Here is a 12,622-nt window from a genome sequence, read left to right as displayed (position 1 = left end):
ATCTAACTCAGAACTTTTTCGTCAGCGGGCGTATAGCTTTACCAAAACCAAAGCGTACTGCGCGGAGCAGGGTTGGGCGGTTATGCAGTCCTTTCCGCCAGATTTCCTCAAACAGCCCATACCAGCGGGCGGCGACCGCCTCGCGGGAATAGACCAGAAGACGTTTCTCTCCCTGTTCACGCATCTGCTGATACAGCTCAGGAGAATTTTTCAGTTTCATGATCGCGTCAAATGCCTCATCCGGGTTCTTCGCAATCAAATAGTCCAGTTCGCTTTCGCGGATAGCGCGGAAAGAGGGCTCGTCATCGCAAATCATCACGGTTCTGCCCAGCCAGTTGTTAATCAGCTTGCTGGCTGGCTTACGCGCCAGTTTATGATCGTGGGATTTGCGGAAGCTGACGCACACGTCCACGTCCTGGTAGTTGGTCCAGTTATCAAATGAGATACGCAGGGTAATGCCCTGTTCAGCCAGCCGCTGTTTAAAGGCGTCGCTACGGTACTCTTCCGGGAAGCTGTCAACGCGGCCAAAATAGGCGACGGTCTGGACAGTGCTGTCGGTACGTTCTCTGGGCTTCACGCCAGGCTGGGGCCAGTAGGGGACAAAGATACGATTGCTATGCCCGTCAACCTCAGGGTTCTGATCAACAACATAATCGGCGCCGATAACAGGCGGGCGATCGGCGCGTGCGACAACGGTTACGCCTCTCCACGGTTTAACGCGCGAACCAAAGTCGTCGTTATGCATCAGGTTAATGGCGTCGGAACGGCATTCAGAACCAAATGAGCATTCAATATCATCGCCATAGTAGTGCTTAAGCGCGAGGGTGGTCTGGAATGTCCAGCCGCCGCGCCCACCGCAATAAAAGCGTTCCGGGATGCTGTCCGGATTAATGCGGTTATCCAGCAATGTCTGAAAATCAGAGTAGTTTTTAGCGATAAAGTCAGCGCGAGAAACTGCGTGGAGTTTAAGTTTGCTCATAATATCCGTTAGCCGATGATTTTTTTAAGACGGAAGTAGCGACGCCCCAGACGCCAGCGCTGGCGGAAACCGCGCGCGTTCTGCCAGATAAGCGTCCAGATACCGCGATCGAAGAGCTCCTGGGTTATCTCGCGCTTTTTCGCCATGTCTTCGATATTGTTGATGCTGTGCAGGATGCCCAGCCCCTCTTTGGCAATTTGCCACTGGCAGGCCGGTACGCGCTTCACCTGCTCCGGGTAGCGCTTGTTAATGGCATCCAGCATCTCAAGGATTTTCATATAGTGGCGGGAGGAGCGCATCCGCGTATCGTCGGTGCCGGGGGTATGGGACACCGACGCGGAATGGATAAGGTAGTCATAAAACACCTCATCTACGTACTGCACGCGCTTTGCGGTCAGCAGCACTTCGGTGGTCCACGGTATATCCTGATGGCGCAGGCCATGCTCAAACGTGAACCCCTGCCCTTTAATAAAGGCGTGCCGGTAAATATTGAGCCAGGTGACATGCAAGAACTTGCGCGACGCGAGGGCCATTTGCAGCCAGGTCGGGCCATCCAGCACCCCGGTGGAAGGGAGCTTGTCAGAGGGGAAGATTTTCTTCGCCGGACGCCCGTCATCGTAGATATAGGTGCCGTTGCAGGTGGCAACGTCAAGCTGCCCGGCATGGGCTATTTCCAGCAGGCGCGGATACATGCCCGGATAGATAACGTCATCGATATCCGGGAAGGCGACATACTCGCCTCTGGCAACGGCAAGACCGGCATTGCGCGCGGCGGACACTCCGCCATTCGGCTGGTCAATAATCTGGCAATAAGGAAACTCGCCGGCGTAATGCTTAATAATATTCGCCGAGTTATCGGTAGAACCATCATTAACAATAACCAGTTCAAGGCTGCTCAGATTCTGCTGTTTAATGCTGTCAAAAAAAGCGCTCAGGAATTTTTCGCCGTTAAAGACGGCGACAATGAGGCTTAATTGCGGCGTGTCAGACATGCTTTCTCCATATTACATCGCGCGCTGTTAGCGGTTCTTTATATACGCGATGTCATTATGACAGTTGACGTGCTTAAGAGTTCTGAACGCCGACCGGCCCGACAGGCCCGGCGGCGTAGCGACCTGCTTAGCGTGTTGCGTTGGGCTCGCGGTTCGGACGAAGCGCGCACATACCGATAAGTAGCCCGGTCAGCAGCATATATTGCTCAAGGTAGTGGTCTTTCAGATTGTGGTCGACCATTGTGCGCGAAAAGAACCCAACGGTAAACAGCAGCAAAAACATCCCCAGCATGGTGTTGCCATGGCGGAATTCACGCCAGCCGATGTACCAGCAGCACACCAGCAGAATCAGCCAGCCAGCGATGCCTGCGACGCCATTCTGGATACCAAACTCAATCAGACCGTAATGGCTATGGGGAATATTAATCCGTTGATCCTGGGTATCGCGCCGTAACACGTAGCGGAACGCCTCTTTGCGCGGCCCAATCCCGGCGGGGTGTTCTGCCACCAGCAGCCAGCCCTGATGGAAAAAGCTGGCGCGGCAGCCGTTAGAGTGGTTCATTGGCCGGCCCGACTCATTGACCGGCACGGTGCCGCTGGTTTTGTTGTAGCAGAAGCTGGTAAAGGGAGCATTCCAGCCGGTAACGGCGTCGCTCTCCAGATCCTGCCAGCGCGGGTCGGTTTTCCATGACGCGTAGCCGAGCAGAGCGGAGGCAATGACAATAGCGACCAGAATGCCCCCCGTCAGCACCACGCGGCTGCGGCGCATGCCGTGCACGCTCAGCAGGATAAACGTCGAGAAGAGGCTGCCCACCAGCCCAATGGTGCCCCAGCGGGTATCCACCAGCGCGGTGCACAGTAAATTGCTCACCACGATAACCACCAGCAGCGGCGTGCTCAGGCGTAAAAAGCGCTGATGTATCAACCCGCGCGCCAGCAGTTCCGCCAGCAGGAAGCCGGTGATCATATTGACCTGGAAACTCATTCGCGTGCGGTTATAGACGATGCGCGTTTCGCCCCAGTGTATGAAGCCATCACGCCAGTATAGCCACGCGGTATCCAGCAAATGGATACAGACAACCGCCCAGAAAAAGAGAATTACCAGCGTGAAAAAACGCGCCGCCGTAATAGAGGGAAAGCTGTTCTGAATAGCCGGTAATATCACCAGTCCCGCGCAGAACAGTAATACCGGCCGCAGCCATTGCCCGTTCCAGGTCGAAACCATTTCTTTAATATCAGGCGCGACGAAAAAGCCGTTGATAAGGATAAAAAGCGTCAGCACCCCTATGACGATGAGAACCAGCTTAATTTTACTTAAATCTACCCGTTCTCTGGCTGCCTTTGCGCTAAAAAAGAGACCAACCGCCAGAAGAATAACGGGATAAATCAATCCGTTACGGTGAAAAGGTATTTGGTCGTTAGGAATCGGCCAGACGAAACATAAAGCCAGTACAAACAGGACAAGCGCGCCCGTCATGATATTGCGAGTATTTGTCATAATTTTCAGGCTGGTTAGAATTCCACCATCTCTACAGACACGTTGAGGTCGTTGCTTCTTATTGCCGCGGCGAATAAAAGCCCGTGAAAATTACCATATCTACCCTGATGACAGAAGGCGAATGTTTGTAAGCGAGATTATTCTGTTGCGCATTTATGTAACTGTCGTTTGGACATAACGCGCCCGGCAACGTATATAATGCCCTGTCAGGCAGTATTCAGCCTCTACGGGAAATTTATGCACATCGTCCATACAGAAGCAGACGGCGGCAAAGGCGGGCAGCCCTTGCGCATCATTAACGAATCGCTGGGAATGATTGAACGCGGCCACCAGGTCACGATTTTGTGTCCTGAAACCGCGCCGCTACATGAGTTTGCGCGCAACGCCGGGCTGAATGTGGTAACGATGCCGCTAAAGCGTAAGAACCTTAAAAACCTGCAGCAGCTACGTCGCTGGATTATCAGCCACCGCGCTACTATTGATGTCATCAATAGTCACAACTCCGCCGACACCTGGCTGGTGGCGCTGGCGAACCTGACGCTTGCCAACCCCGTGCCGCTGGTGCGCACCCGTCATGCGTCAGGCGTGCCGCGTAATAACTGGACCACCCGCTGGCTGTTTCGCAAAGCCTGCGCCCATATCGTCACCACCGGCGAGGCGCTGCGTCATCAGATGGCTGATATCGGCGTGCCGATGGCGCAAAGCACCTCTGTCCCCAGCGGGGTAGACACGCGACGTTTTCAGCCGGGCGATAGGCAGGCCGCCAGGGCGCACTGTGGGTTAACGCAGGACGATTTCTGGCTGGGCGTGGTCTCTCACCTACGGCCAAATAAAGGCCACAGCGTACTGCTGCGGGCGCTGGCGCAAATCGATAACCCGGCGATTAAGCTGGCGATTGTCGGCGAAGGGCCGCACAAAGCGACGCTGGCACAACAGATTACGGAGCTGGGGTTAGCGCAGCGGGTAGTGATGGCAGGCCATCGCAGCGACCCGGAACAGTGGTTCCCGGCCTTTGATATCGCCCTCAGCCCCTCTCACGATATGGAAGGCGTGCCGCAGGGGGTGTTGCAGTCGCTGGCGTCCCGCATAGCGACCATTGCCACCGATGCGGGCGGTACCGCCGATGCGGTTATCAACAATGAGACCGGGCTGCTTATCCCTCAGCGCGATGAGGCGGCGCTGCGCGACGCGATTGTCAAACTGTACGAAGATGGCGTGCTGCGGGAGAAACTGGCGCAGCAGGGGTATGACTACCTGTGTGCCCATTTAACCCGCGAGCGGATGCTCGACGCGATGGAAAAAGTGTTTACCGACGCCGCTCAGCGCAGCAGGTCACGGTAGAGCGCCTGCAGCTCCCCCGCCATACGTTCGAGGGTGTAAGGTTCAGCGGTAGCCCGCGCCGCCGCTGCATAATCCACGCCCTGCACCCGCCCTGCAAGCCAGTGATGGAGCGCCTCGCGGTAGCCGTCAACGTCCAGCGCATCGCGCACCCAGCCGTTGACGCCTTCATCAATCCACTCCGCCGCGCCGCAGCCGTGGCTGGTAAGCAGCGGCAGGCCGCAGGCCAGCGCCTCAACGCAAACATTGGGAAACGGATCGTACAGCGTCGGCAAAATCAGCGCGTCCGCCGTGCCGTAGACCTGGCGCACGTCGGCAACCGGCCCCAGAAAACGTACCCTGGCGGCAACGCCAAGCGACTGCGCCAGCTTTTCAAATTTGCGCGCGTGCTTATCGCGCCCGGCGACAAGCAGCCAGACAGCGGAGTGGGGAACAATGGCCCGCAGCGCCGTCGCTACCCCTTTGCGGCTGAACCCTGACCCCACATAGGCCAGCACCGGCGCATCTGCCGGAATACCCCAGGCTTCACGCTGCGACAGCGTGCGCACGCCGGGGCTGAAATGGTCGGTATCAACACCGTTGTAAATGACCGTCAGTTTGTCGTCCGCCAGCGCGAAACGGCGGGCGATATCATCCCGCACCATCTTCGAATTACAGATCACTTTACGCAGCTGCGGATGGGTAAACATCTGCGCTTCGGCCTGCAGAATATAGCGATGGTAGCGGCTAAAGGATTGCCCCCAGCGCGCCAGCGGCGACTGAATGCGCCCGTACTGCGCAAGCCAGGTGGCGTGTACGCCGTCGCCCGCGCGGAAAATGGTCGCGCCGGGAATACGCTCATGGCTCTGGACAATATCAAAACCGGCGAAATGCGCGGCGGCTGCCTGCGCAAACCCGGCTTCCCGGCTAAGGCGGTTACGAAACGGCGGATTGACCGTCAGCGTCTGCCAGCCCGCGGCATCTTCCCACTGGCGCGCAATGAGCGTGACGTCCAGCGAGGCGTCCCGCGCCAGTACATTGAGGGCGCGGGAGACAAAACGCTCCGCGCCGCCGTTGGGATTGTAGGTCTGTCGGACAATCGCCAGCTTCATGCGGGGTTTTCCAGTAGCAGCGTGTCAATGGCGCTCAGCACCTGCTGCGGCGTAATGGCGGTAATACAGTCTGACACGCCGCTGTCGCCGCAGCCTGCTTTGCCGCAGGGCTGGCAGGTGAATCCGGCGACAATCACCCGGTAGTTAACCCCCCACGGCGCCCACTTAATGGCCCCGGTCGGCCCGAAGATGGCGACGGTTGGCGTACCTACGGCGCTTGCCAGGTGCATCGGCATAGAGTCGACGCCAAAAAAGAGCCGCGCGTGCTTCATCAGCGCGCCCAGCTCTTTTAAGTTGAGTTGCCCGCTTAAATCAAACACCGGCTGCGTCAGCGCGGCGCGCAGCTCGTCCATATAAGCCGTCTCTTCTTTCGACGGCGCGGCGGAGAGAATTACCGGCAGCCCGCGTGCGGCAAGGGTATCGATGGTCGCCGCCAGCTTGTCGATTTGCCACGCTTTAAACATCCAGCGCGAGGTGGGGTGCACCAGGATATAGGATTTGCTTTGCAGGACAAACCCGGCGAGCTTCTGCGCGACAGAGGCCTCCGCTTCGTCGCCGGGGACGAACAGGGTGTGCTTGTCCACATCGCTTTGCGGATGAATACCGATACGTCGGAGGGCATCCAGATTCACCTCCACCATATGGCGGCTGTTGTCCTGAATGGCCGGGTAGAGCGTGGTAAAGGATTTCACCCAGCGCCGACGGGCCAACCCGCCGCGTTTATCCGGCTTAAAGCCCACCGAAACCCGCGGCTTCAGGCGGCGCGCCAGCCGTGCGCCGTGCCAGTGCTCGGTCAGGTTGATCAGCACATCGTACTGCCGCGCCTTAAGCGTGTTGAGCAGGGCGCGGTAGAGGCGAAACTGGGCGAACCAGCCCTGTTTACGCCAGTTGCGGCCAATGGTATGCACCTGGTCAATCCACGGGTGGCTGGTAAGCATCGCCTGGGTATCGTCGTAGACCAGCGCATCCACTTCCACGCCCGGCCAGTTCTTTTTCAGCACGGTAAACACCGGCGAGGTGAGCAGGACATCGCCGTGGTGGCGCAGTTTAATAATCAGCACGCGCCTGGGCGGCTGCGCTGCGGAGAAAAAATCAGACATAGTCACTCTCTGCTGCCAGCAAAGGCTGTAATTGCGCAAAAACCGCAGCGGCGTTGAGATCGCTTAACTGCGATGAATGTTCCGGGCGGCAGATATATTGGTTTTTTCCGTAGCCGCCAATCAGCCCAGGATCCGTTGGGCCGTACAGCGTCAGGTTAGGTCGGTCGAGGGCAGCGGTCAGATGGCTCAGGCCGGTATCGACAGAGACCACAAACTTCGCGCCGGCCAGCACCCTGGCGACACTCTCCAGGCTCATGCGCGGCAGCACCTCAACAAAATCATAGCCTTCCGCCAGCCGTTTCGCCCGCGCCTCTTCATGGGGCGCGCCCCACGGCAGTTTAATACGCAGGCCGCTGTCGGCAAGCAGGGCAATCAGCGCGCGCCAGTGGCTTTCCGGCCAGTGTTTATCGTCGCGCGTGGTGGCGTGTAAAAAGACAGCGTAAGGCGATTGCGGGCCGTCGCCGGTCACAAAATGGCGGGCAATGGCGTAATCGCCCTGGGTTTCAGGCTTTGCATAACCCAGGCTTTTGGCGAACAGTTCGCGGGTGCGTTCAACAGCGTGCTGCTGTTTCGCAATGGCGTGGCGGCGGTTGTAAAACAGGCTCGCCAGCGGCTCGCGGGCGCTCTGCCAGTTCATGCCGTGCTTAATACCGTGGGCCAGGCGCGTTACCAGCGCGGCGCTTTTTACCAGCCCCTGGGCGTCAATGACGGCGTCGTAGCGCTCAGCCTGCAACGCCTGACGAAAGGCCAGCCGCTCCGCCTTTACCGGCGCGGAAAACCACCCCTTACGCCAGCGACGAATCGCCACCGGAATGACCCGGTCAACGGCTTCATGCCAGGAAGGTATCTGCGCGAAGCCCTCTTCCACCACCCAGTCAAAACGAATGCCGGGGATGGCGCGGGCGGCATCGGTGAGGGCCGGAAGGGTATGCAGCACGTCACCCATTGAAGAGGTTTTAACGATCAGAACCCGCATTAATTACCCTTCTTCGTTCAGGAGCAGCGCATTGAGCTCTTCGAGCACGCGCTGCGGCGTAATGTCGATCAGGCTCTGGTGATAACCTTCGGCGGCATCGCCTTTGCGTACTTTGTGGTAGCCGCTGATCAGGCGAATGACCCGCGCCTTATGGGAGAGCGGCGGGGTGAAATCGGGGCTGCTGGGGCCATACAGCGCCACCAGCGGGCGATCGAGCGCGGCGGCGACATGCATCAGGCCAGAGTCGTTGCTGACCACCGCTTTACAGGCTGCAATCAGCACGACCGCCTGCTCAAGCTCGGTTTCGCCTGCCAGATTGCGACACCAGGCCTGCTGCTCAACGCTGAGCGCGGCAAGAATTTCATTCCCGGCATCGTGATCTTTTTTCGAGCCAAACAGCACAACCTGAAAGCCTTCGTCAATCAGCTGCTTCGCCAGCTCCGCGTAGTGGTAGTGCGGCCAGCGCTTGGCCGGACCAAATTCCGCGCCGGGGCAGAAGCCAATCAGCGGGCGTTCGGCGCTGAGCGAAAACGCCGCGCAGGCTTGCGCTTTTTCAGCGTCGCTCACCTGCAACTGCGGCCAGAGCAGCGGCTGCGGCAGATCTTTCGCGCTTTGCATGACGCCTTTGTCATAAGCCAGCGCCACATAACGCTCCACCATCAACGGCCAGGCGGCTTTATCCAGCACGCGAGCGTCGTTCAGCAGGCCGTAGCGCATTTCGCCGCGCCAGCCGGTACGATGCGGGATACCGGCGAAGAACGGCACCAGCGCCGACTTAAAGGAGTTTGGCAGCACGTAGGCGCGATCGTAACGTCTTTCGCGCAGGCTATGGCCGAGCCTGCGCCGCTCGCCGAGTTCCAGCGCCCCGTGGCCGAGCGGCATCGGGATCGCCTCGTTGACTTCCGGCATCCGCGATAACAGCGGGCGGCACCATGCAGGCGCCATCACGTCGATTATCGCCTGGGGATAGCGCGCCTTGAGCGTGCGATAGAGGCTTTGCGACATCATCATGTCGCCTACCCAGGACGGGCCTACAACCAGTATTTTCATAGCGTTTTCTTACGCGTCGCGGTTCAGCCAGGCCATATACTCCGCAACCCCTTCGGCTACGGTTTTGAACGGTTTGTCATAACCGGCGGCGCGCAGGTTAGTCAGATCCGCCTGGGTAAACGCCTGGTAGCGGCCTTTCAGCTTGTCCGGGAAGGGGATGTATTCGAGCTGGTCTTTTTTGTGGAACGCCAGCGCGGCATCCGCCACGGCTTGGAAGGATTCCGCACGACCGGTCCCCAGGTTAAAGATGCCGGAGACGCCGTTTTCCCAGAACCACAGGTTCACCGCCGCCACGTCGCCAACGTAGACGAAATCGCGCTTAAAGTTCTCGCTGCCTTCGAACAGCTTCGGCGTTTCGCCATTGTTAAGCTGGGTATTGAGATGGAACGCAACGCTCGCCATGCTGCCTTTGTGGCCTTCGCGCGGGCCGTAGACGTTGAAATAGCGGAAGCCGACGATCTGCGAGTTCGCTTCCGGCAGGATCTGGCGCACGTATTCGTCAAACAGGAACTTCGAGTAGCCGTAAACGTTCAGCGGTTTCTCATATTCGCGGGATTCGATAAAGTCAGAGGTGCGGCCGCCATAGGTCGCCGCGGACGAAGCGTACAGGAACGGAATTTCGCGCTCCAGGCAGTAGTGCAGCAGTTCTTTGGAGTACTGATAGTTGTTATCCATCATGTACTTGCCGTCCCACTCGGTGGTGGAAGAGCAGGCACCTTCATGGAAGATGGCCTCGATATCGCCGAACTCTTCGCCCGCCATAATCTGGATCAGGAAATCTTCTTTATCCATATAGTCGGCAATGTTCAGGTCCACCAGATTAACGAACTTGGTGCCGTCTTTCAGGTTGTCCACCACCAGAATATCGGTGATGCCTTTGTCATTCAGGGCCTTAACAATGTTGCTGCCGATAAAACCTGCGCCGCCGGTAACGATGATCATAACTGTAACCTTTGAATTGTGGAGCTCCGAGACTATCTCAGACACTAATACTTCTTATCATACCATCTCATCGCCGACCCGACAGCCATTCACGGCCAGGCCCACCTGCCACACGTGATTTATGCTACAAAATGGACAATGGATGATGCGTCATCTCGTATCAATGTATAGCTTTGGGTAATATGTGCCGAAATTTGCCCAGTCTGGAGAATGCGATGCGTGGGGATTTTTATAAGCAGTTAACCAACGACCTTGAAACCGCACGGGCGGAGGGGTTGTTTAAAGAAGAACGCATTATCACGTCGGCGCAGCAGGCTGACATCACCGTGGCGGAGGGTAGCCACGTCATTAACTTCTGCGCCAACAACTATCTGGGGCTGGCTAACCACCCGGAACTGATTGCCGCCGCCAAAGCAGGCATGGACAGCCACGGTTTCGGCATGGCCTCGGTGCGCTTTATCTGCGGCACCCAGGACAGCCACAAAGCGCTTGAGCAGAAGCTGGCGACATTCCTCGGGATGGAAGACGCCATTCTCTACTCCTCCTGCTTTGACGCCAACGGCGGCCTGTTTGAAACGCTGCTTGGCGCGGAAGACGCGATTATCTCCGATGCGCTGAACCACGCGTCGATTATTGACGGCGTGCGCCTGTGCAAAGCGAAGCGTTTCCGCTATGCCAACAACGACATGGTTGAACTGGAAGCGCGGCTGAAAGAGGCGCGTGAAGGCGGTGCCCGTCACGTGCTGATCGCAACAGACGGCGTCTTCTCTATGGATGGCGTTATCGCCAACCTGAAAGGGGTCTGCGACCTGGCGGATAAATACGACGCGCTGGTGATGGTCGATGACTCGCACGCCGTGGGTTTTGTGGGCGAAAACGGCCGCGGCTCCCATGAATACTGTGACGTCATGGGCCGGGTGGACATTATCACCGGCACGCTGGGCAAAGCGCTGGGCGGCGCGTCCGGCGGCTATACCGCCGCGCGCAAAGAGGTGGTGGAGTGGCTGCGCCAGCGCTCCCGTCCTTACCTGTTCTCCAACTCCCTTGCGCCAGCCATTGTCGCCGCCTCCATCAAAGTGCTGGAGATGGTAGAAGCGGGCAGCGAACTGCGCGACCGCCTGTGGGCCAACGCCCGCCAGTTCCGCGAGCAGATGTCCGCCGCGGGCTTTACCCTGGCGGGCGCAGACCACGCCATTATTCCGGTCATGCTGGGCGAAGCTACCGTGGCGCAGGAATTTGCCCGCGAGCTGCAAAAAGAGGGGATTTACGTTACCGGTTTCTTCTACCCGGTGGTGCCGAAAGGGCTGGCGCGTATTCGCACCCAGATGTCGGCGGCCCATACGCCGGAACAGATCGCTCGCGCGGTGGAAGCCTTCACCCGCATTGGTAAACAACTGGGCGTTATCGCCTGAGAGGATGTGAGATGAAAGCGTTATCCAAACTGAAAGCGGAAGAAGGCATCTGGATGACCGACGCGCCGAAACCGGAAGTCGGTCACAACGATCTGCTGATTAAAATCCGTAAAACAGCCATCTGCGGCACTGACGTTCACATCTATAACTGGGATGAGTGGTCGCAAAAAACCATCCCGGTGCCGATGGTGGTTGGCCATGAATATGTCGGCGAAGTGGTTGGTATTGGGCAGGAGGTCAAAGGTTTTAAAATCGGCGATCGCGTCTCTGGCGAAGGGCATATCACCTGCGGCTACTGCCGCAACTGCCGCGCCGGTCGTACCCACCTGTGCCGCAATACGGTCGGCGTAGGGGTCAATCGTCCCGGCTCCTTTGCGGAGTATCTGGTTATCCCGGCCTTCAACGCCTTTAAAATCCCGGACAACATTCCCGACGAACTGGCCTCTATTTTCGACCCGTTCGGCAACGCGGTACACACGGCGCTGTCGTTCGATCTGGTGGGCGAGGATGTGCTGGTATCCGGCGCAGGCCCGATTGGCATCATGGCGGCGGCGGTGGCGAAGCACGTCGGCGCGCGTAACGTCGTGATTACCGACGTCAACGAATATCGTCTGGAGCTGGCGCGCAAAATGGGCGTCACCCGCGCGGTAAACGTCGCCAAAGAGAGCCTGAACGACGTGATGGCGGAACTGGGCATGACCGAAGGCTTCGACGTGGGGCTGGAGATGTCCGGCGCGCCGCCAGCGTTTCGTACCATGCTCGACACCATGAACCACGGCGGCCGTATCGCAATGCTCGGTATTCCGCCGTCGGATATGTCTATCGACTGGAATAAGGTGATTTTCAAAGGGCTGTTTATCAAAGGCATCTATGGCCGTGAAATGTTCGAAACATGGTACAAGATGGCGGCGTTAATTCAGTCCGGCCTCGATCTCTCACCCATTATTACCCACCGTTTCGCTATTGATGATTTCCAGAAAGGTTTTGACGCGATGCGTTCGGGCCAGTCAGGGAAAGTTATTCTTAGCTGGGACTGAGGCAATTAGACTTCCCCCGGTGCGCTAACGCTTACCGGGGCCCCGGGTACGTAATTACTTACGTCGGGCTACGTTGCTCAAAATAAGGCGTCTGCGGGCGCCTTTTTTACTGGCTGACTCACATTCCACGGCAGAAATAGCACGAATCGCACAATTTCAGTAACGTTTCCTTACATTACCCAGTAAAGTCTGTTGATACTCTGTTTA

The 12,622-nt window shown here is 57.9% G+C and carries 11 protein-coding genes; 3 read left to right on the top strand and 8 right to left on the bottom strand.

Annotated elements, in window-relative coordinates:
* Nucleotides 1-7 precede the first annotated feature (7 nt).
* The 3 genes from ENTHG_RS17865 to ENTHG_RS17855 form a co-directional block, all read right to left on the bottom strand.
* The gene (locus ENTHG_RS17865; RefSeq protein ID WP_044182857.1) at nucleotides 8-979 is read right to left on the bottom strand and encodes a glycosyltransferase family protein; all 972 of its coding nucleotides are present in this window, start codon (nucleotides 977-979) and stop codon (nucleotides 8-10) included.
* An 8-nt stretch (nucleotides 980-987) separates the two neighbouring features.
* Nucleotides 988-1,971, bottom strand: a complete 984-nt coding sequence (locus tag ENTHG_RS17860; RefSeq protein WP_044182854.1) for a glycosyltransferase — start codon at nucleotides 1,969-1,971, stop codon at nucleotides 988-990.
* 127 nt (nucleotides 1,972-2,098) lie between these two features.
* Nucleotides 2,099-3,469, bottom strand: coding sequence for an O-antigen ligase family protein (locus tag ENTHG_RS17855; protein ID WP_081653643.1), 1,371 nt, complete (start codon nucleotides 3,467-3,469; stop codon nucleotides 2,099-2,101).
* A gap of 237 nt (nucleotides 3,470-3,706) precedes the next feature.
* Here ENTHG_RS17855 and ENTHG_RS17850 point away from each other — a divergent pair, with 237 nt between their 5' ends.
* Entirely contained in the window at nucleotides 3,707-4,810 is a 1,104-nt protein-coding gene (locus ENTHG_RS17850; protein ID WP_044183959.1) for a glycosyltransferase family 4 protein, read from the top strand.
* Here the strand turns inward: ENTHG_RS17850 and ENTHG_RS17845 are convergent.
* The 5 genes from ENTHG_RS17845 to rfaD are packed head-to-tail and all read right to left on the bottom strand — an operon-like array spanning nucleotide 4,789 to nucleotide 9,966.
* Complete coding sequence (locus ENTHG_RS17845; RefSeq protein ID WP_044182850.1) at nucleotides 4,789-5,898, bottom strand: glycosyltransferase family 4 protein; 1,110 nt, start codon at nucleotides 5,896-5,898, stop codon at nucleotides 4,789-4,791. The genes ENTHG_RS17850 and ENTHG_RS17845 overlap by 22 nt on opposite strands.
* Nucleotides 5,895-6,998 carry a putative lipopolysaccharide heptosyltransferase III gene (rfaQ, locus tag ENTHG_RS17840; protein ID WP_044182848.1) on the bottom strand — a complete coding sequence of 368 codons (1,104 nt, stop codon included), beginning with the start codon at nucleotides 6,996-6,998 and terminating at the stop codon, nucleotides 5,895-5,897. The genes ENTHG_RS17845 and rfaQ overlap by 4 nt, the downstream gene beginning before the upstream one ends.
* The gene (gene rfaC, locus ENTHG_RS17835) at nucleotides 6,991-7,974 is read right to left on the bottom strand and encodes a lipopolysaccharide heptosyltransferase RfaC (protein ID WP_044182844.1); all 984 of its coding nucleotides are present in this window, start codon (nucleotides 7,972-7,974) and stop codon (nucleotides 6,991-6,993) included. Before rfaC ends, rfaQ begins: the two co-directional genes overlap by 8 nt.
* A gap of 3 nt (nucleotides 7,975-7,977) precedes the next feature.
* Nucleotides 7,978-9,024 carry an ADP-heptose--LPS heptosyltransferase RfaF gene (gene rfaF, locus ENTHG_RS17830; protein WP_044182841.1) on the bottom strand — a complete coding sequence of 349 codons (1,047 nt, stop codon included), beginning with the start codon at nucleotides 9,022-9,024 and terminating at the stop codon, nucleotides 7,978-7,980.
* A gap of 9 nt (nucleotides 9,025-9,033) precedes the next feature.
* The gene (gene rfaD / locus ENTHG_RS17825; protein WP_044182837.1) at nucleotides 9,034-9,966 is read right to left on the bottom strand and encodes an ADP-glyceromanno-heptose 6-epimerase; all 933 of its coding nucleotides are present in this window, start codon (nucleotides 9,964-9,966) and stop codon (nucleotides 9,034-9,036) included.
* 215 nt (nucleotides 9,967-10,181) lie between these two features.
* Here rfaD and kbl point away from each other — a divergent pair, with 215 nt between their 5' ends.
* A complete protein-coding gene (gene kbl, locus ENTHG_RS17820; protein ID WP_044182833.1) occupies nucleotides 10,182-11,378 on the top strand; it encodes a glycine C-acetyltransferase in 1,197 nt (398 codons plus the stop codon).
* 11 nt (nucleotides 11,379-11,389) lie between these two features.
* Nucleotides 11,390-12,415, top strand: coding sequence for an L-threonine 3-dehydrogenase (gene tdh, locus ENTHG_RS17815; RefSeq protein WP_044182830.1), 1,026 nt, complete (start codon nucleotides 11,390-11,392; stop codon nucleotides 12,413-12,415).
* The last annotated feature ends 207 nt before the right edge of the window (nucleotides 12,416-12,622 follow it).

The sequence above is a fragment of the Phytobacter massiliensis JC163 genome (genome assembly GCF_000321045.1).
In the GTDB taxonomy this organism is placed as follows: domain Bacteria; phylum Pseudomonadota; class Gammaproteobacteria; order Enterobacterales; family Enterobacteriaceae; genus Phytobacter_A; species Phytobacter_A massiliensis.
The sequence above is the reverse complement of the archived record's forward strand: the minus strand, read 5'-3'. Positions and strand labels throughout refer to the sequence as shown.

What these genes read in the sequence shown, in the direction of transcription:
- ENTHG_RS17845 (WP_044182850.1), bottom strand. Translation starts at nt 5,898, where the DNA reads ATGAAGCTGGCGATTGTCCGACAGACCTACAATCCCAACGGCGGCGCG.
- rfaQ (WP_044182848.1), bottom strand. Translation starts at nt 6,998, where the DNA reads ATGTCTGATTTTTTCTCCGCAGCGCAGCCGCCCAGGCGCGTGCTGATT.
- ENTHG_RS17850 (WP_044183959.1), top strand. Translation starts at nt 3,707, where the DNA reads ATGCACATCGTCCATACAGAAGCAGACGGCGGCAAAGGCGGGCAGCCC.
- rfaD (WP_044182837.1), bottom strand. Translation starts at nt 9,966, where the DNA reads ATGATCATCGTTACCGGCGGCGCAGGTTTTATCGGCAGCAACATTGTT.
- rfaF (WP_044182841.1), bottom strand. Translation starts at nt 9,024, where the DNA reads ATGAAAATACTGGTTGTAGGCCCGTCCTGGGTAGGCGACATGATGATG.
- rfaC (WP_044182844.1), bottom strand. Translation starts at nt 7,974, where the DNA reads ATGCGGGTTCTGATCGTTAAAACCTCTTCAATGGGTGACGTGCTGCAT.
- ENTHG_RS17865 (WP_044182857.1), bottom strand. Translation starts at nt 979, where the DNA reads ATGAGCAAACTTAAACTCCACGCAGTTTCTCGCGCTGACTTTATCGCT.
- kbl (WP_044182833.1), top strand. Translation starts at nt 10,182, where the DNA reads ATGCGTGGGGATTTTTATAAGCAGTTAACCAACGACCTTGAAACCGCA.
- tdh (WP_044182830.1), top strand. Translation starts at nt 11,390, where the DNA reads ATGAAAGCGTTATCCAAACTGAAAGCGGAAGAAGGCATCTGGATGACC.
- ENTHG_RS17860 (WP_044182854.1), bottom strand. Translation starts at nt 1,971, where the DNA reads ATGTCTGACACGCCGCAATTAAGCCTCATTGTCGCCGTCTTTAACGGC.
- ENTHG_RS17855 (WP_081653643.1), bottom strand. Translation starts at nt 3,469, where the DNA reads ATGACAAATACTCGCAATATCATGACGGGCGCGCTTGTCCTGTTTGTA.